Here is a 25,969-nt window from a genome sequence, read left to right on the forward strand (position 1 = left end):
CGCACGCCCCGGCTCAGCCCTCGTGCGCGGCGAGCACGGTCACCGAACGACCCGCCGGAGCCGTGACGACCAGGTGTCCGTCGGCGCCCAGGGCCAGGCGGAACCCGCCGAGCTCGAGCTCGGCGGAGACCTCGCCCGCGGGAGCCCCCGCACCGACGACCTCCGGTGCGTCGGCAGGCAGTGGTTCCCCCTCCCCCGGAGCCGGCTCGCCGACGAGCTCGAGGTACTCGCTCACGGCCCCTGCGGCGTCGGCGAGCTTCACGGGCCAGCTCTCTCCCGGCTCCCACGCCGCCCCCGCCCGCAGGCGCTGCCCGATCATCCCCACGAGCACCGGCTCGTCGACCGTCTCGAACCGCACGTGCCCACCCTCGTCGACCTGCAGCCCGGTGATGCGCTGGACGTCGACGACCTCGTTGCCCGCCGCGGCGACCAGCACGTCCGCCGCGTCCAGGAGCTCCTGCGCGTCGTCGGAGTCGGCGAACGCCTCCGGGTTGTCGACCTCGGGCACGGGCCAGTCGCCCCGGACGACGGCGAGCTGTTCGGCGCGCGAGCCGGTGCGCGGGTAGCGGTGCGAGACGTTGACGACGACAGCCATGGGGGACCTCCGGTGGTGCGTGAGCGGGACTGCCACCAGCACATCACAGGTCCGCGGTCCGGTTCGAGCCGGGCCGGGCCGGGCCGGGCGGACCACGGGCACGTAGGGTCGGACCATGCGACTGAGCACCGTGATCCTGCCGATCTACCGCTGGTCCGAGGGGCGTGACGTCTGGCGCCGCGCGGAGGACCTGGGGTTCCACGCGGCCTACACGTACGACCACCTGTCGTGGCGCACCTTCCGCGACGGCCCGTGGTTCGGTGCGCTGCCCACGCTCGCGGCGGCCGCCGGGGTCACCGAGCGCCTGCGGCTCGGGACCCTCGTCACCTCGCCGAACTTCCGCGAGCCCGTGACGCTCGCCAAGGACCTCATGACTCTCGACGACCTGTCGGACGGGCGTGTCACGCTCGGGCTCGGCGCGGGGACCACGGGCTTCGACGCGACCGTCCTGGGGGGCGAGGGATGGTCGGCGCGCGAGCGGGCGGACCGGCTGCGGGACTTCACCGCGCTGCTCGACCGCCTGCTGACCGAGCCCGTCGTCACGCACGACGAGGGCCACTACCGCGCGCACGAGGCGCGCACGATCCCCGGCCCCGTCCAGGAGCCGCGCATCCCGTTCGCGATCGCCGCGACCGGGCCCCGCGGGCTGCGGCTGGCCGCCCGCTACGGGCAGGCGTGGGTCACGACGGGCGACGCGTCCGTCGGCGAGGACGGGACGCCGGCCGCGTCGCGCGCCGCCGTAGGTACCCAGGTGGCCCGCCTCGAGGCGACGTGCACGGAGGCCGGGCGCGACCCCCGCAGCATCGAGCGCATCCTCCTGACGGGCTTCACCCCGGACCGGCCGCTCGACTCGGTCGACGCGTTCGTCGAGACCGCGGCCGCCTACCGTGAGCAGGGGATCACGGAGGTCGTCCTGCACTGGCCCATCGCCGACTCGCAGTTCGCGGCCGACCAGGCGACGTTCGAGAAGATCGCGACCGAGGGCCTCGCGCAGCTCGGCTGAGCGCGACGGGCCTCAGCGCACCTCGACCCCCGCGGGTGCCTCGGTCGAGATCCGCAGCGCGGCCACGAGGTCGCGGTACAGGTCGTCCGCCGCGAGGAGCTCGGCGTGCGTGCCGCGCGCTCGCACGCGCCCGTCCTCCATGACGAGGATCTGGTCGGCGTCGATCACGGTCGAGAGCCGGTGCGCGATCGTCACGACGGCTCGGTCGCGCGACAGGTCCTCGATCACGGCGTGGACCGCGGCCTCGGTGAGACCGTCGACCTGGGCCGTGGCCTCGTCGAGCAGCAGGACCTCGGGCGCGTGCAGCACCGCCCGGGCGAGGGCGACGCGCTGTCGCTCCCCGCCGGACACCGTGGTCCCGACGAGCGACGTGTCGAGCCCGTCGGCGAGCGAGCGCACCTTGGCGTCGAGGCGCACCTTGGCGAGCGCGTCCCACATGGCGTCCTCGGTCGCGTCGGGGTCGGAGAGCCGGAGGTTCTCGCGGATCGTGCCGGGCACGACGGGCGTCTCCTGCTCGACGTACGCGATGCGCGAGCGCACCTCGTCGAACGTGTAGTCCGAGTACGGGCGGCCGTCGAGCAGCAGGGCCCCGGACTCGGGCTGGAGGAAGCGCAGGAGCAGCGAGAAGGTCGTGGTCTTCCCGGCACCCGACGGCCCGACGATCGCGACCTGCCCCCGTCGCGGCACCTCGAACGTCAGGTCGCGCACGACGGGCTCGCCGCCCGGCAGGTAGCGCGCGGCGACGTCGCGGAACGCGAGCACGGGCGGCTCGCCCTCCGCGTCGGCGAGGCGCGCGGGATGGTGCGCGGCGTCGTCGGGCAGCGAGATCACGGTGCCCGACGACGGCGCGCGGCTCCCCGCGGCGTCTCGCCCGGGTGCACCGGAGGTGCGCTCGGGCTCCTCCGTCTCGATGGCCTCGACCTCGCGGATGCGGCCCGCGGCCGCGATGCCGGCCTGGAGCTCGGTGACGTTCTGCGTGAGGGTCGTGACGGGGTCGACGATCTGGAACGCGTAGAGCAGGAACGCGACGAGGCTCGAGACCGCGAGGAGCCCCTGGTCGACGCGCCACGCCCCGAGCGCGAGGATCACGATGATCGCGAGCTGGATGCCGCCGCCCGCGATGGTCCACGCGACGGCCCCGGTGCGCACCGCCTTGAGGTTGTAGCGCGCGGAGTCCTGGGCGTCGGCCACGACGCGGTCGATCTGCCGCTCCTCGGCGCGGCTCGCCTTGATGGTCCGCAGGGCCCGCAGGCCACCCTCGAGGACGCCGCCGAGCCTGCCGAGCGACTCCTGCGCCTGCTCCTGGGCCTTGGCGATCCGGGGCATGAGGACCCCGACGAGGACGCCGATGACGACGATCGCGGCGAGCGTCGTCCCGAGGAGGACCATGTCGAGCACGGCCATGAGGACGACCGTGCCGACCAGGCTCACGACACCGTTGACGAGGCTCACGATGCTCGACGACGCGGCCTCGCGCAGCAGGACCGTGTCCGACGTGACCCGTGTGACGAGCTCGCCCGTGGGCCGTGACCCGAGCGCACCGACCTTGGCCCGGAAGAAGCGGCGGACCATCGAGGTGCGGGCGTCGAGCACGACGCGCTCGGCGAGCGCGCCCAGCAGGATCCACTGCCACATGCCCAGGACCAGGCCCACGACGAGCAGACCGACCAGCAGGCTCACCGCGGGGACGAGCGAGGCGCCGGTGCCCAGGGTGTCGAGGACCGACTTGGTGACCATGGGGGTCGCGAGGCTCGCGGCCGTGGTGCCGAGCCCCAGCGCGAGTCCCGCCGCGAGCGTCCTGCGGTGAGGGGTGACGAACGTCCAGAGGATCTTGAGACGCGGCAGGAGCGGGCCCTTGGGTTCCGTCGGCTCGTCGTGCGTGGGTTCGGTCGCCTGGGCTGTCGGGGGGTGCGGCGGGGTCGTCGGCGCGGGGTCGGTGTCGGCCATGATCCAGTGGAACACGGGTGTCCCATTTTAGACAAGAGCCGTCCCATCGGGTCACGGCTACGCTGAGCACGTGACAGCAAGCGACACCGCCGCCGTACGGGGCGAGGCGAGCACCGGCGCTGCGCCCGACGCCCCCGCCACGGGCGCGCGCGCCCGGACGCGGCGCGCGATCCTCGACGCCGCGGTCTCCGTGGTCAGCGCGAACCCGGCGGCTTCCCTCGGGGAGGTCGCCCAGGCCGCGCAGGTCGGTCGCAGCACGCTGCACCGCTACTTCCCCGAGCGCGCCGACCTCATGCGCGCCGTCGGCGACGAGGCCCTCGACCGCACACGCGCCGCGATCCGCGCCGCGCGGCTCGACGACGGAGGCCCCGCAGCCGCCCTGCGCCGCCTCGTCGTCGAGTACTTCGACCTCGGTCCCTGGTACATGCTGCTGTTCGCCGACCCGCTGCTCGCCGACGACGCAGAGTTCTGGCGCAAGAGCGACACCGCCGAGGCACCCGTCCGCGACCTGTTCGAGCGCGGGCAACGAGACGGCGTGTTCGACCCGACCCTCACGATCTCGTGGGACCAGCGCACGCTGTGGTGGACCCTGTTCAATGCCTGGTCGGTCATGACCGAGGACTGCACGTCGCGCAGCGACGCGCTGCGCATGGCGGTCCGCAGCATCGAGGGCGTCGTGCTCGCGCCCTCCTCGCCCTCCCCTGCCCCACCCCCCGCCCCAGCGAGCCGCACCGAGAAGCCGAGGACCGCATGAAGACCATCCGCTGGGCGAGCCTGCTGACCGTGCTCGGTTGCGTCGTCGTGGGGCTCGTGAGCCTGTTCTCGCTGCTCCGCGGCCGCACGTGGGCCTGGTTCCCGCTGCTCGTCGCCGTCGCGGTAGGCTTCCGCGAGATCCGCTACCTGCAGCGCATCGACCACCAGCGCAACGCCCCGCGCTGACCCTGCGCCCCGGCTCAGGGGCCTCCCGGAAGGGATGTCCCCCATCCGACGGGCGCCCGTCATCCTCCGGGAGGACGAGGCCCCCGCCGAGGATGGGTCGGAGGGCCGATGTGCCCGCACCTCCTCCCCGAAGAGACTGGTAGCACGCCCCGCGACAGCGAGGGCGGCCAACTTTTCCTGGGGAGGAAGCCATGACCACACAGGTCACGACCTCGACGCCGATCCGCGTCGCACTCCGCGGCCACGACACGACGGCCCGCCGCGCGCGCTCGTCGGCTCGCCCTGCGGGCTCCTCCCCCACCTCACGGCCCGACGGCGGAGCGCCCCGCCCGCAGGAACGTCGCCCCGGTGCGTCGTCGGACCCGTCCGAGCGGGCGAACGGCTGGCTCGTCGCCGGCTCGGTCCTCGTGGCCATCGCGCTGTTCTCGGCGCTCGCGCTGAGCTCGTTCTCGACGCTGGGCTGACCGGCGACACCCCGTCAGGACGGGCGTGACCTCGAGGTCACGCCCGTCCTGACGCTAGAGCCGTGGGTCGACCGGCTCCGACTCGAGCGCGAGGACCGCGAAGACGGCCTCGTGCACGCGCCACAGCGGCTCGCCCGCGACCACACGCTCGACCGCCTCGAGCCCCAGCGCGTACTCGCGCAGCGCGAGCGACTGCTTGCGCCCCAGCGAACGGACGCGCAACCGCTCCAGGTGCTGCTCCCGGGTGTACTCGGGGCCGTAGATGATCCGCAGGTACTCGCGGCCGCGGACCTTGAGCCCCGGCTGGACGAGCCCCCTGGGCCCGCGCACCAGGTTCGCGAGCGGCTTGACGACCATCCCCTCCCCGCCGGCCCCGGTCAACTCCTCCCACCAGCGGACACCCTCGGCACGCGATGCGTCGTCCGCGGGGTCGACCACGAGGCGTCGCGTCGTGCGGAAGAGCACGGGGTCGGCCTCGACGAGCCGGTCGGCGATCCCCAGGTGCCACAGGTGGTCGCGGGTCGCGTAGGTCGCACCGGTCGGCTCGCCCGCCACGCCCGACCCGCTCGCGAGCACCTGGAACGGCGCGAGCTGCACGCCGTCGAGGCCGTCGACGGGCCAGCGGTAGCGCCGGTACGCCTGCGTGTACCGCTCGGTGTCCTCGGCCCGCGAGGCCGTGCGCGCCCGCAGGTCCCCGACGTCCACGCCGCGGGCCACGGCCGCGTCGAGCGCCGCGAGCGCCGCGGGCATGACGGCCCGGGCCGCGGCCCCGACGCTCGCGTACTGGTCGCGGATGAGCTGGTCGGCCTTCGCGGACCAGGGCAGGACCTCGGCGTCGAGCAGGAGCCAGTCGGCACCCAGCTCGTCCCACACCCCGGCCCCGTCGAGGGCCTTCGCGACGTGCTCGAGAAGAGCCTCCGCCGTCGGGCCGGAGAAGAGCGGACGGCCCGTGCGCGTGTGCGCGACCCCGCGCCCGCCCGGCTGCACGTCGACCCCGAAGCGCCGGGCCGACGCCCCGTACGCCTCGCGGCACACGAGCACCACGGCGCGCGAGCCCATGTGCTTCTCCTCGCACACGACCTGCCCGACGGCGTCGCCCGCGTACGCCGCGAACGCGTCCTCGGGGTGCTCGAGGTAGCCGGGGCGCTGCGACGTCGCGACGGGGCTCATGGTCGGCGGCAGGTACAGCAGCGCGCGCGGGTCGGTCGCGAACCTGCTCATGACCTCCAGGGCCCCGGCTGCGTTCTCCTCGGGGATCGTGATGCGCCCCCGCGTGCCCGTGACGACCGACCGGCGGCCGAGCACGTCGGTCACGTCGAGGACGTCGGGGTCGCGCTGCGGGCGAGCGGCCCCCTCGGCCTCCCCCGAGCCCTCCGCCGGCAGGAACGGCCGCGCCGGCTCGTAGTAGACCTGGGCCGCGGGCACCGACACGAGCTCCTTCTCCGGGTACCGCAGCGCGGAGAGCTTCCCACCGAAGACGCACCCCGTGTCGAGGCACATCGTGTTGTTGACCCACTCGGCCTCGGGCGTGGGCGTGTGCCCGTAGAGCACCGTCGCCCGGCCGCGGTACTCGTTCGCCCACGGGTAGCGCACGGGCAGCCCGAACTCGTCGGTCTCCCCCGTCGTGTCCCCGTAGAGCGCGAAGCTGCGCACCCGGCCCGACGCGCGCCCGTGGTACGACTCCTTGAGCCCGGCGTGCGCGACCACGAGCCGCCCGCCGTCCAGCACCAGGTGCGAGACGAGCTCGCGGCAGAACGTCTCGACGTCCTGGCGGAACTCCTCGGGCTCGTCGGCGAGCTGCGCGAGCGTCGTCTCCAGCCCGTGGCTGACGGTCACGTTGCGCCCCGAGAGCGCGCGCACGAGCTTGTGCTCGTGGTTGCCGGGGACGGCGAGCGCGTGCCCCGCCCGAACCATGCCCATCACGAGGCGCAGCACGCCCGGCGAGTCGGGCCCGCGGTCGACGAGGTCGCCCAGGAACAGCGCACGGCGACCCTCGGGGTGGGCGGCGTCGACCGGGCGGCCGGCGTCGTCGCGCCCGATCACGTAGCCGAGCTCGCCCAGCAGGGTCTCGAGCTCGGCGCGGCAGCCGTGCACGTCGCCGATCGCGTCGAACGGCCCGGTCTGGTCGCGGAGGTCGTTCAGCAGGGGCTCGCGGGAGATCGTGGCGCGGGCGATCTCGTCGACGCCGCGCAGCACGTGGACCTTGCGGAAGCCCTCGCGGCTCAAGGACTTGAGTGACGACCGCAGCGCCTGGCGCTGACGCTTGACGACGTGGTCGCCGAAGTCGCGGTCGGGGCGGGACCGGTTGCGCTCGATCGCGACGGACTCGGGCACGTCAAGCACGATCGCGACGGGCAGGACGTCGTGCGCCCGCGCGAGCGCGACGAGGCTCTTGCGCGCTGCGGACTGCACGTTGGTCGCGTCGACGACGGTCAGGTGCCCGGCCTCCAGGCGCTTGCTCACGATCGTCCCGAGCACCTCGAACGCCGCGGCCGTGGCCGACTGGTCGTTGACGTCCCCCGAGACGAGTCCCCGGCAGAAGTCCGACGAGACGGCCTCGAACGGCGCGAAGCGCTCGCGCGCGAACGTCGACTTGCCGGACCCGGACACGCCGACGAGCACCACGAGCGAGAGCTCGGGCACGGTCAGGACGCGGGGTTCCCCGCTGGTCACGTGCTGCTCGGTGGTCATGCCCGTGCCTCCGTCGATCGTACGAACAGCGCCATCTGCGTCGGTGCGCCCAACGCGCTCGGCCCCACGTCCTGCGGCCCGACGTCGCGGAACGTCACGGCGTACCCGTGGCGGTGCGCGACGCCGTCGGCCCACGCCCCGAGCTCGGCGCGCGTCCACTCGAAGCGGTGGTCCGCGTGCCGGTGCCCGTGCTCCCCCAGGGACGGGTACAGCGCGTTGTACTCGACGTTGGGCGTCGTCACGACGACCGCCCCTGGACGCGCCTCGGCGAACACGACCCGTTCGAGCGCGCCCAGGCGCGGCGGGTCGACGTGCTCGATCACCTCCATGAGCACCGCGGCGTCGAAGCCCGCGATCCGCTCGTCGCGGTACGTGAGCGAGGACTGCACGAGCCGCACGCGCTCACGCTCGGCGTCGCTCGCGTCCTCCAGGCGCAGCCGGGTCGCGGCCTTCTCGAGCTCGCGCGCGGCGACGTCGGTGCCGAGCACACGCGTGAAGCGGCGGTCGGCGGCGAGCAGCCGCAGGAGGGCGCCCTCGCCGCACCCGAGGTCGACGACGCTGCGCGCCCCGACCTCGTGCAGGGCCGCGACCACGGCCTCGGCGCGCTGCCGGGCGAGCGTGGGCGTCGTGGTCCCGACGGCGTCGCTCCCCGCGGCGGGGACGTCGCCCTCGGCGGGGGTCCCCACGGCCTCGGCGTCGGCGGGCAGCGGGCCGCCGTCGAGCGTCACGAGCCGGTCGGTCGCGTCCTCGACGTACCGGCGCTGGTGCGCGAGGTAGCGGCGCATGATCTGGTCCCGCTCGGGGTGCTCGGCGAGCCATCCCTCGCCCGCGCGCAGCAGCTTGTCGACCTCGTCGCCCGTGACCCAGTAGTGCTTGGCGTCGTCGAGCACGGGCAGCAGGACGTACAGGTGGTGCAGGGCGTCGGCGAGGCGGACCGTGCCGCTCAGGCGCAGGTCGACGTAGCGCGAGTCGCCCCACTCGGGCACGGTCGGGTCGAGCGGCTCGGGCATCGCCTCGACGGTCCAGCCCAGGGGTTCGAACAGGCGCTCGGCGAGCCCCGCACCGCCCCGGCAGGGCAGCGCGGGGACGTGGATCTCGAGCGGGATCGGGCCGTCTGCGAGCGCCTGCCGCGAGTCGCAGCGTCCGGTCATCGCGGTACGGAACACGGCACCGAGCGCGACCGCGAGCATCGAGGACGCGGCGTAGGGGCGGTCGTTGACGTACTGGGCCAGGGAGAAGGCGTCGCGGCCGCCGAAGCGCTTGTTGCGCACGATCCCCACGGGGTCGACCTCGAGCAGCAGCGCGACCGTGCAGCGGGCGGCGTCGGCCTCGGGGTAGAAGACGTGCGCCGTGCCGACGGGGAGGTCGAACGACTGGGCTCGCGCAGGGTGTTTGTGCAGCAGGTACCCGAGGTCGGTCGCGTCCAGAAGGGCTCCGTGCTCGACGGACCCGGCCGGTGCACCGGCGGTCGTCGTGAGGGTGACCAGCATGCTGTGCATGGTCCCACGGGGGCACAACGGATTTACGCTGGAGGTGGTCCGTGCGTCCGCGCGTCGACGACGACCGCGAGCGCCGCGTCCTCGACGGACGGAGCATCCATGTCCACGACACCGCAGGTCCCGGTCGGCGGTCCCGGCAGCCCCGGTGGCCCCGGTGGCCCGACGGGCGAGGGTCCGGGAGCCGAGGAGTTTGCCGAGCGGTTGTTCGCGTCGTCCCTCGGCGCCCTCGACGTCTTCTCGGTGTACCTCGGCGACCGGCTGGGCTGGTACCGGGCGCTCGCGGCCGACGGCCCCGCGACCTCGGCCGAGCTGGCCGCCAGGACGGGCACGCAGGAGCGCTACGCGCGCGAGTGGCTGGAGGGACAGGCGGTCGCGGGGATCCTCACGGTCGCGGCGCCCGACGCACGTGGACCCGGGGACGACGCTCCGGCGTCGGGCACGCCGGACGGCGCCGCACGGCGCTACGCCCTGCAGGCGGGGCCCGCCGAGGTGCTGACGGACGAGCACAGCCTCGCGTACCTGGCGCCGCTGCCCCGCCTGTTCGCGGCCGTGGGGCGCACGTTCGACGAGCTCCTCGACGCGTACCGCGACGGCGGCGGGGTGTCGTGGGGTCGGCTCGGCGCCGACGCGCGCGAGGCGCAGGCCGACCTGAACCGCCCGTGGTTCGAGCGCGAGCTCGCGGGCGCGCTCGGCCGCGTCCCGGACCTGCACGCGATCCTGTCCCGACCGGATGCCCGGGTCGCGGACGTGGGGTGCGGGGCGGGGTGGTCGACGGTCGCGCTCGCCCGCGCCTACCCGCAGGCGCGGCTCGACGGGTACGACCTCGACGCCCCGTCGGTCGACATGGCTCGCGCGAACGCGCAGGCCGCGGGCGTCGCGGACCGGGTGGCTTTCCACGTCGCGGACGCGGCGACCCTGCCCGCGGACGTGCTGCTCGACGCGGCGTTCGCGTTCGAGTGCACGCACGACATGCCGCGCCCCGTCGAGGTCCTGTCGGCGGTCCGGCGGGCCGTCCTGCCCGACGGCGCCGTGGTGGTCATGGACGAGGCCGTCGCCGACGAGTTCGTCGCGCCGGGCGACGAGGTCGAACGGCTCATGTACGGGTTCAGCCAGTTCGTGTGCCTGCCGGACGGCCTGTCGTCGTCCCCGTCGGTCGGCACGGGCACGGTCATGCGACCCGCGACGCTCGAGCGGTATGCGCTCGACGCGGGGTTCGAGCGCGTCGAGGTGCTGCCGGTCGAGGGGTTCAGCTTCTTCCGGTTCTACCGGCTGCACCACTGAGCGGCCACCGAGAGCACGCCCCCTGGCGCAGGCTCGGCGCTCGTCCGCTCGGGCTCCAGTATGTTCGTTCCGTGACCACCGCACCCGACCTCTTCGAGCTGCGTCCTGGGCGCCAGGACGACGTCGAGCAGTGCCTGGGGGTGTGGATCGAGGCGAGTGCCGCCCGCGACGGACGCCGTGTCGAGGGCGTCGGTGCTCGCGCCCGCGGGAAGTTCGACCAGAGCGTCGCGTGGACGGTCGCGACGGACGGCGTGGGCGACGTCGTCGGGTTCGCCGTGGGGACGCGTCCGGGCAGCGGACTGGCGAGCGACCCACCCGGGTCCGCGGTGCTCGGCCTGCTCGCGGTCGATCCCCGCGCCCAGGGTGCGGGCCTCGGCCGCCGGCTTCTCCGGGACGTCACCGGTCTGCTCGCTCGACAGGGCTACTCTCGCGCCGTGCTTCACGTCCTGACGGACAACGTCGGCGCGGTCAGCCTCTACGAGCGGCACGGCTGGGTTCCTCGGGGAGACCCGGTCGAGCACGCCCTGCTACGACGCGACTCGCAGACCTACGTGCGTGACCTGACGCGAGCGGACCATCACGACGGGGCGGACGCCTCGACCCCGACAGGCCCCCGCGCCTGACGAGGTGCTGGTGGACGTCCCGGCTGGCACCCTGGCCAGATGATCACCGAGCTGCACGTCGTCGACTGGCGCCGCCGCGTCCAGCACCTGTACGCGCACGTCCGCGACCTGGCCGTCGAGGACCCCGCAGCGGCGCACGAGTACTGGGTCGCGTCGCGCGACGCCCTGCTGGCCGAGCACCCGGCGTCGCCGATCCTGCCCGCGGACCGGCCCGCCTTCACCGGGGTTCCGGTCGGCCCGTACGACGCCGCGATGCGCTTCGAGGTGCCGCTCGTGCCCGACCCCGCGCGCGGCACCCCCGACGCCGCCCGCCTCGACGTCCCCACGGGCACCGACGGCGTGGTGCCGTTCGAGCGCGTCGGGCGCCTCGACCTCCCGGGCCTGGGGTCGCTCGACGTGTGGGCGCTGCGCTCGTACGGCGGCGGGCTGTTCGTGCCGGTCAAGGACCGGTCGACCGCGACGTACGGCGGCGGTCGCTACCTGCTGGACACGATCAAGGGCGCGGACCTCGGGTCCGCGTCGTCCCGTCCGGGGCCCGACGGCGACGCTCCCCTGGTCGTCGACCTCAACTTCGCGTACAACCCGTCGTGCGCGTACGACCCGGCCTGGGCGTGCCCGCTCGCGCCGCCCGGGAACACGCTCGCGGTCGAGCTGGCGTGCGGGGAGCTGGTGCGGGCCAAGGGCTAGCTGCCACCCTGTCTGCTCGACGGGGTCACGCACACCCACGGCGCGACCTGTGGAAAGGTCCTCGTCGTGACCAGCATCCCGGACGAGCGTCCGCTCCGTGTCCCCTTCCTCGACCGCGCGGGGGTCGAGGCTCTCGCCGCGATCGGGGTCGTCGTCCCCGCCCCGGACGCCGTGTGGGTCTCGGGGCGAGCCCGTTTCGCTCCCGGGGTCGTGCTCCACCCGACGGTCGTCGTGGAGTGCGACGGCACGTCGAGCGTGACCGTGAGCGAGGGAGCCGTGCTCCACCCCGGCACCCGGATCAGCGCGACGAACGGCGCCTCGGTCCGGGTCGGGGCCCGCACGACGCTCGGCCCGGGCGGCTGCACCCTCGTGGCCGACGGCGAGGAGCTGCACGTCGGTGCCGACGGCCGGTACCGCATGGCGCTCCTGCTCGGGCCGGGCACGTACGGCGACGGCTGCCAGGTCCTCGGACCGATCGAGGCCCGCGCCTGCACGCTCGAGGGCGGTCAGCCGGGCGACGCCCCCGACGTCGCCTCGCGCGGCGCCCTGCTCAAGGGGGCCGGGCGCGCGGCGGGCATCACGCTGCGCCGAGGTCAGGTCGTCAACGGCGCGGGCGACTTCCGCCGCGCACCGGTGGAGGATCAGACGGCGTACCACCCTGTCGGCCCCTCGAGACACGCGGGCCCGGTCACCGTCAGTGGAGCAGCGACTTCAACCCGATGATCAGCAGCCCGAACGCACCCGCGATCACCGTCTCGAGCGTCAACGCCCACCCCCGCACACCGGCCCGGTGCGACGCGAGGTGCCCGACCACCCCCAGCATCAGCACCGTGAACCACAGTGCGACCAGGGCGGCGTCGGCCACCCCCAGCCGGAGCACGCGCCCGACGAGGAAGACCACGAGCGCCGGGACCCCGCCGATCAGGACCCACACCTCCTCCGACGACGCCAGCCTCAGACGCTGAATGATCGAGTGGTCAGCGTCGCGGAACCGGCCCCCCAGCGCCGACACGTAGACGTGCGCCGCCCAGTAGATGATCAGGACGCCCGCGACCGCGAGGACCACGAAGTCGCTCGATGCGTCGTGCGTGCTCGACACCGCGAGCATGAACCCCGCGACGATGGCCCCGTAGAGGAAGTCCGCCGGGCCACCGCGCGAGAACCGCTCGCTCCACGCGTCCCGCTGGGCGTGGTGGTCGACGCTCTTCCACGAGCGCGCCGCGCTGTCTCCGCCCGGGGCGCGTCCCTCGTCGCCCGTCCCGGCCTCGTCGCCGTCCGTCATCCGCGTCGCCTCCCGGTCGTCCCCGCCTGCCGCCGCCTCTCTCGTCACTGTAGCGACGCCGTCGGGCCCCCCGCGCGGCGACCGACCGGGGACCACCTGACGAACGCAGCGCGCCCACCGTCCCTCGTCGCTCCTCCCCGGCCGCGCACGCCGTGTAGCGTCCCGTCCATGAGTGCCGCACGAAGCAACACGCACGCGCAGGCGGTGGACGCGGCGATCGAGCTGTTCACCCGCAAGGGCTACGAGCAGACGACCGTCGAGGACATCGCCGACGCCGCACAGATCAGCCGGGCCACGTTCTTCCGCCGTTTCCGATCCAAGGAGGACGTGGTCTTCGCGGACCACGAGCTGCTGCTCGACGCCGTCGTGGTCCTGCTCGGCGAGACCCGTCCCGCGGCGCGCGGGGTGACCCCCGAGGAGCTCGAGAACGTCGACCCGTACGTCGAGGTGTGCAAGGCCGCGCGGCTCGTGTTCGACCACCACGTGGGCCAGCGCGAGACGTCGGTCGCGCGGCACCGCCTGCTGCAGGACGTGCCCGCGCTGCGCGACCGCGAGCTCGTGACGACGCACCGCTACGAGCGCGCGTTCACGTCCTACCTGCGCGACTCGCTGCCCGCGGACACCCGCAACTCGACCGCGTCGGTCGCGTTCGCGGCGTCGGTCGTCGCGGTGCACAACGCGATCCTGCGGCGCTGGCTGCGCGACCCGGACCAGGACCTGCGCCCCGAGCTCGAGGAGGCGTTCGCGGACCTGCGCCGCGCGGCCCGCAACCCCGCCGGCCCGACGACGGAGCCCACCCCCGCACCCACGTCGCCTGCGCGCGGCTCGGGGGACGCCCTCGCGCGGTCGGGTGACGCATCGGGCCGCAGAGTCGTCGTGACCGTGCTCGACGGCGACGCCGACCCCGACGAGGTCGCCCGCGCGGTCCGCGACGCGCTCGCCTGAACACGTCGGGACGAGCCCTGGGCGCCCTGACGGGCCCGGGAATGCGCGAGTAGCATCAGAGGTTGCAGCACACAGCAAGCAGTACGCACGAACGTGCTCCGGGGTCGGTGCAATTCCGAGCCGGCGGTGACAGTCCGCGACCCGCGCCCACGCGCGGTTGACCTGGTGGAACTCCAGGACCGACGGTGAAAGTCCGGATGGGAGGAAGCACGTGCGGCACGGCCGTCCCGGCCGGGCCGGGCAGACGATCCGTCGAGCCCGCCCCCGACCAGCGGGACCGGCCTGGCCGTGGTGAGCGACGCCGTCGGGCAGCCCGGGAACGGGCGGACCGACCCGCCGCCCGCCCTCACCCCGGAGCCGACGTGCCCGGGACGACGAGGAAACACCCCATGGACCTGATCCACGCGCTCTTCGACGCGCAGCTCACGATCGGCGACCAGCACCTGCTGTGGCGCGAGATCGTGGGCAACGGGTTCGGGCTCGCGTCCGCGCTCGGCGGCATGCGCCGCAAGATCTGGGCGTGGCCCGTGGGGATCGTCGGGAACCTCCTGCTGCTCACGGTGTTCCTCGGGGCCGTGTTCGCGACGCCCAACCCCGTCAACCTGCTCGGCCAGGCCGGGCGCCAGGTCATGTTCGTCGTCGTGTCGGTGTACGGGTGGGTGCAGTGGCGCCGGACGCGCGACCGTCTCGGGGAGGCGGACGCCGACAGCCACGGCGTGGCGGTCGTGCCGCGCTGGGCCTCGTGGCGGCAGCGCGCCTTCCTGGTCGTCGCGCTCGTGGCCGGGACAGCGCTCCTGACCCCGATCTTCCGCGCGCTGGAGTCGTACGAGCCCGTGTGGGCCGACGCGTGGATCTTCATGGGCTCGCTGCTCGCGACGTACGGCATGGCCAAGGGCTGGGTCGAGTTCTGGCTGATCTGGGTCGCCGTGGACATCGTTGGCGTGCCCCTGCTGGTCGACGCGGGCTTCTACGCGTCGGCGTTCATGTACGTGTTCTACGGGGCGTTCACGCTCGTGGGCTTCTTCGTGTGGTGGCGCATCGACCGGCGCTCGAAGGCCCTGATCCTCGCGGGCGCCTCCCCCGCCGCGCCCACCACCGGGCAGGCCTGACGCCACCTCTTGCGCCCCGGTGGGCCGGGCGGATACTCGAAGGTGCGCCCCTGCTCGCGCGGGGCGCACCACGTCCGACCGCGACGGAGAAGGCGACACCATGACGACTCGACTCAACCCGTACCTGAACTTCCGGGACGACGCCCGTGCGGCGATCGAGTTCTACCGAGACGTGTTCGGCGGCGAGCTGACCATCAGCACGTTCGCCGACTTCCAGGCGGCCGACGACCCCGCCGACGCCGACAAGGTCATGCACTCCCAGCTCGAGGCGCCGAACGGCCTGGTCCTCATGGCCGCCGACACCCCGAGCTCGATGGAGTACTCGCCCGGCGGCGGCGTCGCGATCTCGCTCAGCGGCGAGCAGGCCGACGACGCCGAGCTCCGCGGCTACTGGGCCAAGCTGTCGTCGAGCGGCACCGTGACCGTGCCGCTCGAGGTCGCACCGTGGGGCGACGCGTTCGGCATGTGCGTCGACCGGTTCGGTGTGAGCTGGCTCGTCAACATCGCGGCCGCGCAGGGCTGACGTGCTGCCCGTGCGGGGCTGAGCCAGCACCGGTGCCCGTCGCCGACCGGACGACTCACTCCTCGGACGTGCGCCGGCGGTAGTGGTCCCACGACCGCAACGGCGGCTGCGACGCCTCGTGCGAGACGGCGTCGGACCCGACGGCCGACGCGAGGCGCAACGAGTGGTCCGCGGGCAGGCCGGCAGCGAGAGAGAGCGTCAGGGCGGCGCAGAAGGCGTCTCCCGCCCCGACGCTGTTCACGACCTCGGTGCGGTAGGCCGGCACACGGAGCGTCTCCACCCCGTGCTCGACCAGGGCCGCCCCGTCGCCGCCGTAGGTGACCACGACCCGCCGCGCCGACGCCACCTCAGGCATCGCCGCGTACTCGGTCTCGTTGACGACGACGAGGTCGGCACGGTCGACCAGCTCACGGGGCAGGGCGCGCGCAGGCGCGGCGTTGAGCGCGACGTAACCGGGGAAGGCCAGAGCCGCTGCGACGACGACGTCGAGCGGGATCTCGAGCTGAGCGAGGAGCACGTCGGAGTCGCCGGACCCCGCCGACGGCAGCCGGACGTCGTCGTTGGCGCCCGCGCAGACCGCGATCTGGTTCTCGCCCGCGGCATCGACCACGATGAGCGCCGTCCCCGTGGGGGCGCTCACGCGCGCGACCGCGTCGGTCCCCACCCCGGCCTCCGCGAGGGCCGCGACGAGTCCGTGCCCGGCCTCGTCCGTGCCGACCGCCCCGACCATGCGGGTGTCCGCCCCGAGCCGGGCAGCCGCGACGGCCTGGTTCGCGCCCTTGCCTCCCGGCTGCGCGGACAGCACGCCGCCACCGACCGTCTCTCCGGGCCCGGGGAGACGTGCGGTCCGCGCCGTGACGTCGTGGTTGATGCTGCCGAGGACGAGGATCCTGGGCAACGGGGGTGGGGTCGGCACGAGAGCTCCTTCGAGGGGTGGGTCAGGCTGAGGACGACTGGACGATCGCGAGCGGACCCGCCGCCGGCGACACGACGACCTTGGCGAGGTAGGCGGGGGTGCCCGAGAGCTGGGCGGTCTGGGTCAGGACGAGCACGGGGTCCTTGGCCTTGAGTCCGAGGAGCTGCCCTCGGGTGGCCCCGACCGTCCCGACGGCGACGTCGCACTCGGCGGCCTCGAAGACGGGGCCGAGGTCCGAGACCATGAGCCGCAGCAACGTCCCCTCCTGCTCGGCGTAGCCCTGGACACGCGCCGCGAGCTCTCTGGACACGTCGGAGAGGTAGCGGCCCGCAGGAAGGTGCTCCTGGATGATCGCGACCGGGTCGGTTCCTCGATAGGCGACCGACTCCCGGAACCACATGTTCGCGGCGGCGTCCACGTCCAGCTTTCTCGACGTGAAGTCGGTCGTGGGCTGCAGGCCGAACTCGTGGGTCGCGATGCGCACGGGCTCGTCGACCGTCGACAGGACCTGCTCGAAGGTCCGCAGCCGCTCCAGGCCGACGCTCGGCAACCTGTTGACGACCGTCCGTCCGACACCTCGGCGCGTCACGATCAGGCCGTCCTCCTCGAGGAGCATGAGGGCCTCCCGGACGACGGTCCGGCTCACGCCGAGCATCGTCCCGAGCTCGGTCTCGCTCGGGAGCAGCGAGCCGAGCGTGAACTCGGAGGACCGGATGGCGTCCGCGAGCCGTGAGTAGACCGCGACGCGAAGAGGTTGTCCGGGAGCCGCCGTGACCGGTCGCGCGAAGGCCTCGGGGGTGTCGGTCGTGGTCATGGTGTCCTTCCAGCGGCAGGAGTCGGCGTCCTCGCCAGGTTAGTGGTGCACGGACGTGCCGACGGGCTCGTGCGTGCGTGGCCCTGCAGGGCCACGCACGCAGGTGGCGTGCGCTCAGGCGGACACGCTCGCGTGCTGGAGCAGGCGGTCGACGAGGTGCGGGGCGAGCGGCTCGCTCGTCGAGAGCACGACGCGGACCCGTGCTCCCGGGTGGTCGACCTGGCCGAGCCTCTGTCCGCGCAGGTCGCAGAGCGTCTGCCCGCGCCCGGGCCCGGCGGTCGTGTCGACCACGACCGGCACGCGAGGGGCCGACGACGGGAGGACGCCCCCGACGGCGACGGCCGCCGCGAGCGGGTCGTGCAGGGCGGACGCGCGCCGACCGAGCTCGGGGACGTGGAAGTCGAAGTAGACGTCGAGGATGCGTCCGACGGTCTCCACGAACGGGTCCCCCGACGTGAGCAGAGCCTGCCGGTGCTCCTCCTCGAACGTGTTCTCCATGGTGACGTCCAGCGGCACGAGCGTGACGTCCCACAGGGCAGCGAGCACGAGGGCCGCGGCCTCGGGGTCCCCCGCGACGTTCGCCTCGGCCACCGCACTGACGTTTCCAGGGACCAGTGCGGCCCCGCCCATGATCGTCACCTCGCGCACCATGGCGGGCAGCGCCGGCTCGAGCTCGAGCGCCTTCGCCAGGTTGGTCAGCGGGCCGACGGCGACGATCCGGAGACGGCCCTCGTGCGCCCGGGCCAGCTCCACGAGGAAGGCGGCAGCGTCCTGCTCCTCGACCTGGCGCCGCGCTCGCGGGAGCTCGACGTCGCCGACCCCGTTGTGCCCGTGGATGTGCGGGACCCCTCCGCCGTAGGTGCTCGTCAGCCGGTCGTGGGCGCCGAGCGCGACGGGGACGTCCGGACGACCGGCGAGGTCCAGGAGGTCGAGCGTGTTGCGGGCGGCCTGGGCCGCGGCGACGTTCCCGCTCACGGTGCCGACGCCGACGAGGTCGATCTCCGGCGAGGCCAGCAGGTAGGCCAGGGCGAGAGTGTCGTCGACGCCCGTGTCGCAGTCCAGGTAGAGGGGGTGGCGAGGGGGGTTCATGAGTTCTCCGGTCGGGGGATCGATGGGGCGGGGACGCGGCGGGACGCGGTGGGGACGATCATGCGGGGGCGTCCGCCTCGGGGCGCGGGGCGATGAACCACGAAGCCACCAGCGCGAGAGCCGTGATGCCGACCGAGATCCACAGGCCGGTCGTGTAGCCGGCGCTGGTGCCACGTGCGATGAAGGGGGCGACGACGCCGATGCCGATGCTCGCACCGAGCCCGAACGAGGCGCCGTTCAGCCCGGGGAGCGCGGACGGGGCCTCCCGCGGCGAGAGGAGGACGCCCAGACCGTTGACGGTCGTCAGGACCAGGCCGTTGTAGCTGACGCCCAGGATGGCCACCATCGCGGCGACGACCCACGGGTTGAAGGTCAGGGTCGCGACGACCGCGAGCACCACGAGACTGATGGTCATCCCGACGCGCAGCACCTTGATCCACCCGAAGCGGCCCGCGAGCCAGCCCGCCAAGGGCGCGGTCACGACCCCGATGAGCGCTGCCGGCATGAGGTAGACGAGGGCCGAGCGGGAAGCGGTCATCTCGAAGCCGGGCGCCCCACCCTGGCTCAGGAGGACGACGCTGAAGTTGATCACCGCGAAGATCCCGGCGAGCGCGAGCGTCGTCGTCGCGATCAGCGGCCAGACCTGGCGCGAGCGCAGGTGCTGGACCGCGATGAGCGGAGAGGCATGGCGCTTCTCGAGACGCCAGAAGACGACGAGCGCGACCGCGGTGACGACCAGGAACGTGAGCGCCACGGGTGACAGCCAGCCGAGCGCCGACCCCTGCGAGACGAAGTACGTCATGCCGATCAGGCCGACGGACAGCGCCGCGGCGCCGGCCCAGTCCATCGACCCCTTCTCGGAGCGGGGTGGGTCGACCTTGGGCACCACGGCCAGGACTCCGACCAGGCCGAAGAGTCCGACGACGAGCACCACGAGGAAGATCGACCGGTAGCCGTAGGCGTCGGTGAGCAGCCCGCCGACCCAGCCGTCGATGCCTCCGACGCCGCCGTTGACCGCCGTGATGATGCCGAGGGTGACGCCGAAGACCTTCACGGCCATCGCCTCGCTGAGGATCACGTAGGCGAGCTGGAACGTGGCGGCCGAGGCGCCCTGGAGCACGCGTCCGACGAGGAGGACGGGAAGGCTCGAGGCGAACAGGCACAGCAGCGTGCCCAGGGCCAGGACACACAGGACGATGACGAGCACCCGTCGCCGACCGATGAAGTCGGCCCATCGTGCGAGGACCATCCCGGCGACCGAGCCGGCGAGGAAGAAGAGCGAGGACACCTGGGCGATCTGGCTCGCCGAGACACCGAGCTCGACCGCCATGTGCGGGAGCGCCGGGGTCACCATGCTCGCGTTGAGCTGGAAGGCCAGGACGCCCAGCAGCAGGACCGCCACGAGCGCCACCGCCTTGCGTCCGGTGATAGGGACTCCCCCGGAGGGGGTCAGGTCCTGGGCGCTGCGTTGCGCGCCGGCCGTGCGTACTTCAGTCACGAGAACTCCTTCGTCTGCGACCGGTCGTCGGCACCGTAGCCGACGACGAGAGGTTGTATAACAAGTGCCGCCGACGTTATACCTCTCTGCTGGACGGGTCAAGAACACGGTGCTGATACCCCGTCTCTTGACCTGAGACGCAATATCACGCACCATGGGACCATCGCCCGACACCGACGTCCGGCCCGAGCCCGGGAGCACACCCATGACGATCGAGAACCCCGTCCGCCGCAACGTGACCGAGCCGGACTACGACCTCTCGCAGCCCCTCGACATCGACTACGCCGACGCGTTCGCGGACGCGACGCCCGCCGACCGCGAGCTGCAGCAGCGGGTCCGCGCGTTCGTCCAGGACGAGGTCCTGCCCGTGATCGACGGGTACTGGGAGCGCGCCGAGGTGCCGTTCGGCCTGGCCAAGCGCATGGGCGAGCTCGACTTCCTGCGCGACGGCGTCGACGTCCCCGGCTCCCCCTCGATCAGCCTCATGGGCGCAGGCCTCGCCGAGATGGAGATGTCGCGCGGCGACGGGTCGGTCGCGACCATCTGCGGCGTCCAGGGCGGGCTCGCCCTGCGCTCGATCCAGCTCCTCGGGTCGGACGAGCAGAAGGCGCAGTGGCTCGGCCCGCTCGCACGCGGTGAGAAGCTCGGCGCGTTCGCGCTGACCGAGCCCACGCACGGCTCGGACTCCGTCTCGCTCGAGACCACGGCCCGCCGCGAGACCCGCGACGGCGTCGAGGGCTACGTGATCGACGGCGAGAAGAAGTGGATCGGCTTCGGGTCGTGCGGTGACATCACGGTGCTGTGGGCGCGACTGGTCGGCGACGACGGCGACAACCAGGTGCACGGCTTCCTCGTCCCCCAGGACACCCCGGGGTACGCGGCCACGACCATCGAGGGCAAGGTCTCGCTGCGCGCGATCTGGCAGGCCCACATCGTCCTGACCGACGTGTTCGTCCCGGCCTCGGCCGTGCTCCCGGGCGGGCGGTCGTTCAAGGACACCGGCCGCGTGCTCCAGGCGACGCGCCTCGGGGTGGCATGGTCCGCCGTCGGGCACGCGACCGCCTGCTACGAGACGGCCGTCGCCTACGCCAAGCAGCGTGTGCAGTTCGGGCGCCCGCTCGCCGCGAACCAGATGGTCCAGGAGCGCCTGACCCGCATGCTCTCGACCCTCACCCAGATGCAGCTCCTCGTGGCGCAGATGACGCGCCTCGACGAGGCAGGCACGCTGAGCGGCCCCCAGGCGTCGATCGCCAAGTACACGTGCACGCGCGGTGCCCGCGAGATCGCCGCGAGCGCACGCGACATGCTCGGCGGCAACGGCATCCTGCTCGCGAACCGCGTCGCGCGGCACTTCGCGGACGTCGAGGCCCTGCACACGTACGAGGGCACGGAGAGCGTCCAGGCCCTCATCGTGGGCCGCGACATCACGGGCGTCTCCGCGTTCGTGTAGCCCCTCACCGGCGGCGCTCCCCCGTACCGGGAGCGCCGCACCCTCCGTCGGCCGGTCGTCGGCCGGCACCACCGTCCACCCGGCGCCGTACCGGACCTCCTCGTTCACCTGACAAGCACGGCGCCGGGTCCCCTTCCCCCTCGGAGCACCCCATGAGCAACGACGCCCACGTCCCCGTCCTCCTGCACGGCGCGCGCACGCCCTTCACGCGCTTCCAGGGCGCGCTCGCGTCCCTGTCGGCGAACGAGCTGGGCGCGCACGCGATCCGCGGCGCGCTCGACGCCGCCGGGGTCGAGGCCACCGACGTCGACGCCGTGATCATGGGCCAGGTCATCCAGGCAGGCGGAGGTCAGGGCCCGGCCCGCCAGGCCGCGATCGCGGCAGGCATCGGGTGGGACGTCCCGACGGTCACGATCAACAAGCTGTGCCTGTCGGGCCTGACCGCGATCATCGACGCGGCGCGCCTGATCCGCACGGGCGAGGCGTCGGTCGTCGTCGCGGGCGGCCAGGAGTCCATGACGAACGCGCCGCACCTCGTGCTGGGCTCGCGCAAGGGCTTCGCGTTCGGCGACGTGACCATGGCGGACTCGCTCACGCACGACGGCCTGCGCGACCCGTTCGACGGCCAGATCATGGGCGAGGCCACCGACCGCGGCTGCACGACGCGCGGCATCGGCCGCGAGGTCCAGGACGAGTACGCGGCCCGCTCTCACGCCCTCGCCGCCGCGGCCCGCGCCGAGGGGCGGCTGGCCGAGGAGATCGCGCCCGTCACGGTCCCGCAGCGCAAGGGCGAGCCGGTCGTCGTCGCCGAGGACGAGGGCATCCGCCCCGGCACCACGGTCGAGGCGCTCGCCGGGCTGCGTCCCGCGTTCGTGCGGGACGGCACCATCACGGCGGGCTCGTCGTCCCCGCTGTCCGACGGCGCCGCGGCCGTCGTGGTCGTCAGCAAGGCCTTCGCGGCCTCCCGCGGCCTCACCTGGCTCGCCGAGATCCGGTCGGCCGGGCAGGTCGCGGGCCCCGACAACTCGCTGCACTCCCAGCCCGCCCGCGCGATCACCCGTGCGCTCGAGCGCGAGGGCATGAAGGCCGACGAGCTCGACCTCGTCGAGATCAACGAGGCCTTCGCGGCCGTCGCGCTCCAGTCGGTCGAGGACCTGGGGATCGACCCTGCGGTCGTCAACGCCGACGGCGGCGCGATCGCCCTGGGCCACCCCGTCGGCGCCTCGGGCGCCCGCCTTGCCCTGCACCTGGCCCTCGCCCTCCAGCGCCGCGGAGGCGGCGTGGGCGCCGCCGCGCTGTGCGGCGGCGGCGGTCAGGGGGACGCGCTGATCCTGCGCGCCTGAGTCGTTCCTCCTCGCGTCGCGCGGTGCTGCCTCACCGCGCGACCAGCGGCCCGCCCGGGCCTCCTCTCCGCCCGGGCGGGCCGCTTCTTCGTGCCCGACGGCGCACGCGTCCACCGGGCGTCGTTCGCCCGCCGTGCGTGGCGCCGTCGTGCGACGATGAGCCCGTGCCCGAGACCACCGCCGCCCGGCCCACGTCGACCGGACGCCGGTTCCTCGCCTGGACGCTGCGCTCCCCCTGGGCCCTGGTCGCGGGCTTCGTGCTCGTGCACGCCTGGCTGGTCGTCGACGCGCTGACCTGGGGATACCGGATCTCGGGCGACGTGCAGCTCTACTGGTACTGGGCCCGCGCAGGCTGGGACCGCGGGATCTGGCCCGTGCTCGACTACGACTGGGTCTACCCCGTGGGGGCCCTGCTGCCGGTGGCCGCCCCCGCGTTCGTCGGGACGTCGTTCGAGGCGTACTACGCGCAGTTCCTGGCCCTGGTCGTCGTGCTCGACGCGGTCGCGCTCTGGTTCCTCGCCCGGCTGCCGGGCCGCGGCCGCATCGCGGCCTGGTGGTGGCTGGCGTTCCTCGTCGCCCTCGGCCCCATCTTCCTGGGGCGCCTCGACGGCGTGGCCGGGGCGCTGCTGGTCGTCGCACTCGCGGTCGCCATCCGGCGCCCCGCCGTCGCGACCGCGATCGCGACGTTCGGCGCCTGGGTCAAGATCGCGCCCGGGGCCGTGGTCGTGGCGCTCCTGACGACCGCGAAGCGCCCGTGGCGCACCGTGATCCTGCCCGGCGCGGTCGTGAGCCTCGTGGTCGTCGCGCTCGCGCTCGCCGGGGGCGCGGGGTCACGCGTCCTCGGGGTGTTCGGCACCCAGGACGCGCGCGGCCTCCAGTCGGAGTCGGTGTTCGCGACGCCGTTCAGCCTCCTGCGGCTGATCGACCCGCAGTGGCGGGTCTGGATGAACCCGGACATCCGCACGCTCGAGATCCTCGGCCCGGGCGCCCGCACCACCGGGCGGCTCCTCGACGTGCTGCTGCCCCTGGCGGTCCTGTCGATCGCCGCGATCTCGTGGTGGGCCGTCCGCCGCCGACCCGAGGTCCGCACCGACGTGTTCCTCCTCGCGGTGACGGCGCTGCTCCTGAGCCTCATCGTGTTCAACAAGGTGGGGTCGCCGCAGTTCGTCGCGTGGATCGGGCCGCCGGTCGCCGTGGCGATCGCGCTCGCAGGACCCGGCGCACGATCGGTGTGGTCCCCGCCCGCGCTCGCTGTCCTGGGCACCGCGGCGCTGACCCAGGTGCTCTACCCGGTCGCGTACTGGGAGTTCATGATCGGCACGCCGTGGATCGTCCTGCTCGCGGCCGTCCGCAACGTCGCGCTCGTGGTGCTGTTCGTCGGGGCCGTGGTCCAGCTCGTCCGGCTGGGACGCAGGATGCCCGCGGGGACGGCCCGCGCGCGGGCGGCCACCGACCCCGCTGAGCCCGCTGGCCCCACCGGGCCCATTGAGCCCGCAGCGCCCGCGCAGGCCGAGCCACCCGTGTCCCGTCCGGACCCGGGCCCGGTCGCGAGCCCCTGACCAGAGGCGCGGTCGGGGGTCACGCGCGGCCGGGTCGGGCGGGTCGGCCGGCCGGCGAAGGGCGCTCGGCGGTCACGAGGCCGTGGTCGAACGCCGCGATGACGAGCTGCGCCCGGTCACGAGCGACCAGCTTGGCGAGCAGGTTGCCGACGTGGGTCTTGACCGTGCCCATCGAGATCGTCAGCCGCTGCGCGATCTCCTGGTTGGACAGCCCCCTCCCCACGAGCGCGAGCACCTCGACCTCCCGGCTCGTGAGGGCCTGGGGCTTCACCGGTTCGCGCGACGGACCGCCGTCCAGGTAGTGCCCGACGATCCGGGTCAGGATGGCCGGGGCGAACAGCGACTCGCCCGCGTGCGTACGCCGTACGGCGTCGACGAGGCTCGCGGGCTCCGCGTCCTTGAGCAGGAAGCCGCTCGCCCCCGCGCGCAGGGCTCCGTGGACGTACTCGTCGAGCTCGAACATGCTGAGCACGAGGACGCGCGTCCCGGTGAGGACCGGGTCGGCCACGATCCGGCGCGTGGCGTCGATCCCGTCGCCACCGGGCATCCTCACGTCCATGAGGACGACGTCGGGCCGGGTCCGCCGGGCGACCGCCACCGCGGCCTCGCCCGAGTCCGCCTCGCCCACCACCTGGAGGTCGTCCGCGCCGTCGACCACGAGCCGCAGGCTGTGGCGGATCAGCGGCTGGTCGTCCACGACCAGCAGCCGCACGGGCGCCCCCGAGGCCGCGGGCCCCGACGTCGTCACGACCGCCCGCCTGGCAGCGCGGCCTCCACCCGAAAACCGCGCCCGCAGGGGCCCGAGGCGAGCGAGCCGCCGAGCGCCACGACCCGCTCGCGCAGGCCGACGAGCCCCACCCCTGCCCCCGGACGGGGCGCCCATCCGGGGACAGGTCCGTCGTCCTCGACGACCAGCCGCAGCCCTGTGGAGCCACGGGAGAGGACGACCCGGACCCTCGTCGGGCCCGCATGCCGCAGGACGTTCGCGAGCGCCTCACGGACGACCGAGCAGATGCCGAGCCCCACACCTGCCGACACCGTGACGTCCTCGGTGTCGAGCGTGACGTCCAGGCCCGCCGTCCGGGCGCTCTCGACGATCTGCGGGAGGTCGTCGAGCGTCTCCGCGGGGCGCAAGGGGGCGTCGTCTCCCGGGCTGCGCAGGACGGCGAGCATCCTGCGCAGCTCCGTGGTCGCGTCCCGCCCGGCGCGCTCGATGTCGGCGAGAGCCTGCGCGCGCTCGGCATCGCCGTCGGGCCCCGGGACGGTGCGCGCCGACGCCGCGCGCACCGTGATGAGGCCCAGGCCGTGCGAGGCGAGGTCGTGCAGGTCGCGGGCGATGCGCAGGCGCTCGGCCTGCGCGGCCCGTTCCGCTGCCCAGCCCGTCAGGTCCTCCTCGTACGCGCGGCGTTCGCGCCCGGAACGGACGAGGGCCCACGCCAGGACTCCCGCGGTCACGGCGGTCGCCACCAGGAGGACGACGAGGGCCGTCACCGGGCGGTCGACGCCGAGGGTCGCGAGCACGAGGACGAGGGCGCCCACGAGGCCACCCGCGATCGGCCACACGCGAGATCGCAGCACGGGTCGAGCGGTGGTCTCCACCCCCGGAGTCTAGGGACCCGCCGCGCGGCGCACATCGGACCACGGTCCGAGGGACCACGGTCGGACGCCGCGCCGCAGGTCCGGCCCCTGGCCCCATGACCTGCGCACCCCGG

General features: G+C 73.9%; 25 protein-coding genes and 1 riboswitch. Of the genes, 14 read left to right on the plus strand and 11 right to left on the minus strand.

The genetic code is table 11. The features are described from left to right. Nucleotides 1–13: 13 nt before the first annotated feature. Complete coding sequence (locus JOD48_RS17515) at nt 14–595, minus strand: hypothetical protein (protein ID WP_204809925.1); 582 nt, start codon at nt 593–595, stop codon at nt 14–16. A 115-nt stretch (nt 596–710) separates the two neighbouring features. Here JOD48_RS17515 and JOD48_RS17520 point away from each other — a divergent pair, with 115 nt between their 5' ends. Then, nucleotides 711–1,598: an LLM class flavin-dependent oxidoreductase gene (locus JOD48_RS17520; RefSeq protein WP_191789663.1), complete on the plus strand. Its 888-nt coding sequence runs from the start codon at nt 711–713 to the stop codon at nt 1,596–1,598. 12 nt (nt 1,599–1,610) lie between these two features. Here JOD48_RS17520 and JOD48_RS17525 read toward each other — a convergent pair whose 3' ends face one another. Further along, nucleotides 1,611–3,560: an ABC transporter ATP-binding protein gene (locus JOD48_RS17525; protein WP_307824234.1), complete on the minus strand. Its 1,950-nt coding sequence runs from the start codon at nt 3,558–3,560 to the stop codon at nt 1,611–1,613. A gap of 55 nt (nt 3,561–3,615) precedes the next feature. Here JOD48_RS17525 and JOD48_RS17530 point away from each other — a divergent pair, with 55 nt between their 5' ends. From JOD48_RS17530 to JOD48_RS17540, 3 genes are all read left to right on the plus strand, one after another. Continuing rightward, a complete protein-coding gene (locus tag JOD48_RS17530) occupies nt 3,616–4,299 on the plus strand; it encodes a TetR/AcrR family transcriptional regulator (protein WP_204809926.1) in 684 nt (227 codons plus the stop codon). Beyond that, complete coding sequence (locus JOD48_RS17535; RefSeq protein ID WP_191789664.1) at nt 4,296–4,484, plus strand: hypothetical protein; 189 nt, start codon at nt 4,296–4,298, stop codon at nt 4,482–4,484. The genes JOD48_RS17530 and JOD48_RS17535 overlap by 4 nt, the downstream gene beginning before the upstream one ends. 191 nt (nt 4,485–4,675) lie before the next feature. After that, nucleotides 4,676–4,948, plus strand: a complete 273-nt coding sequence (locus JOD48_RS17540; protein ID WP_191789665.1) for a hypothetical protein — start codon at nt 4,676–4,678, stop codon at nt 4,946–4,948. A gap of 54 nt (nt 4,949–5,002) precedes the next feature. Here the strand turns inward: JOD48_RS17540 and JOD48_RS17545 are convergent, their stop codons facing one another. Together JOD48_RS17545 and JOD48_RS17550 are read right to left on the minus strand one after the other, a co-directional pair. Continuing rightward, a complete protein-coding gene (locus tag JOD48_RS17545; RefSeq protein ID WP_204809927.1) occupies nt 5,003–7,639 on the minus strand; it encodes a polynucleotide kinase-phosphatase in 2,637 nt (878 codons plus the stop codon). Further along, on the minus strand, nt 7,636–9,129 hold the full coding sequence (locus JOD48_RS17550; RefSeq protein ID WP_204809928.1) for a 3' terminal RNA ribose 2'-O-methyltransferase Hen1: 1,494 nt from the start codon (nt 9,127–9,129) through the stop codon (nt 7,636–7,638). The genes JOD48_RS17545 and JOD48_RS17550 overlap by 4 nt, the downstream gene beginning before the upstream one ends. Nucleotides 9,130–9,237: 108 nt before the next feature. Here JOD48_RS17550 and JOD48_RS17555 point away from each other — a divergent pair, with 108 nt between their 5' ends. From JOD48_RS17555 to JOD48_RS17570, 4 genes are all read left to right on the plus strand, one after another. Beyond that, nucleotides 9,238–10,419, plus strand: coding sequence for a class I SAM-dependent methyltransferase (locus tag JOD48_RS17555; RefSeq protein WP_204809929.1), 1,182 nt, complete (start codon nt 9,238–9,240; stop codon nt 10,417–10,419). 71 nt (nt 10,420–10,490) lie between these two features. Beyond that, nucleotides 10,491–11,042, plus strand: a complete 552-nt coding sequence (locus JOD48_RS17560; RefSeq protein ID WP_204809930.1) for a GNAT family N-acetyltransferase — start codon at nt 10,491–10,493, stop codon at nt 11,040–11,042. Between the two features lie 39 nt (nt 11,043–11,081). Beyond that, nucleotides 11,082–11,729: a DUF1684 domain-containing protein gene (locus tag JOD48_RS17565; RefSeq protein WP_191789669.1), complete on the plus strand. Its 648-nt coding sequence runs from the start codon at nt 11,082–11,084 to the stop codon at nt 11,727–11,729. Nucleotides 11,730–11,795: 66 nt separating this feature from the next. Beyond that, entirely contained in the window at nt 11,796–12,452 is a 657-nt protein-coding gene (locus JOD48_RS17570; RefSeq protein ID WP_204809931.1) for a hypothetical protein, read from the plus strand. Here JOD48_RS17570 and JOD48_RS17575 read toward each other — a convergent pair. Continuing rightward, nucleotides 12,424–13,011 (minus strand): hypothetical protein, encoded by a 588-nt coding sequence (locus JOD48_RS17575; RefSeq protein WP_191789671.1) that lies wholly within the window; start codon nt 13,009–13,011, stop codon nt 12,424–12,426. The genes JOD48_RS17570 and JOD48_RS17575 overlap by 29 nt on opposite strands. A 168-nt stretch (nt 13,012–13,179) precedes the next feature. On the opposite strand from JOD48_RS17575, the gene JOD48_RS17580 reads away from it, so the two are divergent. The 3 genes from JOD48_RS17580 to JOD48_RS17590 all read left to right on the plus strand — a co-directional run bounded on the left by JOD48_RS17580 (nt 13,180) and on the right by JOD48_RS17590 (nt 15,588). Beyond that, on the plus strand, nt 13,180–13,956 hold the full coding sequence (locus tag JOD48_RS17580) for a TetR/AcrR family transcriptional regulator (protein ID WP_191789672.1): 777 nt from the start codon (nt 13,180–13,182) through the stop codon (nt 13,954–13,956). A gap of 89 nt (nt 13,957–14,045) precedes the next feature. After that, a riboswitch (FMN riboswitch) is annotated at nt 14,046–14,171 on the plus strand. Nucleotides 14,172–14,345: 174 nt separating this feature from the next. Continuing rightward, nucleotides 14,346–15,065 carry a nicotinamide riboside transporter PnuC gene (pnuC, locus tag JOD48_RS17585; protein ID WP_204809932.1) on the plus strand — a complete coding sequence of 240 codons (720 nt, stop codon included), beginning with the start codon at nt 14,346–14,348 and terminating at the stop codon, nt 15,063–15,065. Nucleotides 15,066–15,165: 100 nt separating this feature from the next. Next, complete coding sequence (locus JOD48_RS17590; RefSeq protein WP_204809933.1) at nt 15,166–15,588, plus strand: VOC family protein; 423 nt, start codon at nt 15,166–15,168, stop codon at nt 15,586–15,588. Nucleotides 15,589–15,643: 55 nt separating this feature from the next. Here the strand turns inward: JOD48_RS17590 and JOD48_RS17595 are convergent, their stop codons facing one another. From JOD48_RS17595 to JOD48_RS17610, 4 genes are all read right to left on the minus strand, one after another. After that, nucleotides 15,644–16,504: a ribokinase gene (locus JOD48_RS17595; RefSeq protein WP_204809934.1), complete on the minus strand. Its 861-nt coding sequence runs from the start codon at nt 16,502–16,504 to the stop codon at nt 15,644–15,646. A gap of 22 nt (nt 16,505–16,526) precedes the next feature. Next, complete coding sequence (locus JOD48_RS17600; protein ID WP_191789676.1) at nt 16,527–17,318, minus strand: GntR family transcriptional regulator; 792 nt, start codon at nt 17,316–17,318, stop codon at nt 16,527–16,529. Between the two features lie 114 nt (nt 17,319–17,432). Beyond that, nucleotides 17,433–18,407 (minus strand): nucleoside hydrolase, encoded by a 975-nt coding sequence (locus JOD48_RS17605; RefSeq protein ID WP_204809935.1) that lies wholly within the window; start codon nt 18,405–18,407, stop codon nt 17,433–17,435. 58 nt (nt 18,408–18,465) lie between these two features. Next, a complete protein-coding gene (locus tag JOD48_RS17610; RefSeq protein WP_307824236.1) occupies nt 18,466–19,905 on the minus strand; it encodes an MFS transporter in 1,440 nt (479 codons plus the stop codon). A gap of 205 nt (nt 19,906–20,110) precedes the next feature. On the opposite strand from JOD48_RS17610, the gene JOD48_RS17615 reads away from it, so the two are divergent. From JOD48_RS17615 to JOD48_RS17625, 3 genes are all read left to right on the plus strand, one after another. Further along, nucleotides 20,111–21,355: an acyl-CoA dehydrogenase family protein gene (locus tag JOD48_RS17615; protein WP_191789679.1), complete on the plus strand. Its 1,245-nt coding sequence runs from the start codon at nt 20,111–20,113 to the stop codon at nt 21,353–21,355. A 152-nt stretch (nt 21,356–21,507) separates the two neighbouring features. Next, complete coding sequence (locus tag JOD48_RS17620) at nt 21,508–22,698, plus strand: acetyl-CoA C-acyltransferase (protein WP_204809937.1); 1,191 nt, start codon at nt 21,508–21,510, stop codon at nt 22,696–22,698. Between the two features lie 164 nt (nt 22,699–22,862). Next, nucleotides 22,863–24,257 carry a glycosyltransferase family protein gene (locus JOD48_RS17625; protein WP_307824237.1) on the plus strand — a complete coding sequence of 465 codons (1,395 nt, stop codon included), beginning with the start codon at nt 22,863–22,865 and terminating at the stop codon, nt 24,255–24,257. A gap of 19 nt (nt 24,258–24,276) precedes the next feature. Here the strand turns inward: JOD48_RS17625 and JOD48_RS17630 are convergent, their stop codons facing one another. Both JOD48_RS17630 and JOD48_RS19730 read right to left on the minus strand, forming a co-directional pair. Further along, nucleotides 24,277–25,005, minus strand: a complete 729-nt coding sequence (locus tag JOD48_RS17630) for a response regulator (protein ID WP_307824239.1) — start codon at nt 25,003–25,005, stop codon at nt 24,277–24,279. Further along, nucleotides 25,002–25,856, minus strand: a complete 855-nt coding sequence (locus JOD48_RS19730) for a sensor histidine kinase (protein ID WP_307824240.1) — start codon at nt 25,854–25,856, stop codon at nt 25,002–25,004. Before JOD48_RS19730 ends, JOD48_RS17630 begins: the two co-directional genes overlap by 4 nt. Between the last annotated feature and the right edge of the window lie 113 nt (nt 25,857–25,969).

It is taken from the genome of Oerskovia paurometabola (assembly GCF_016907365.1).
Taxonomy (GTDB): domain Bacteria; phylum Actinomycetota; class Actinomycetes; order Actinomycetales; family Cellulomonadaceae; genus Oerskovia; species Oerskovia paurometabola.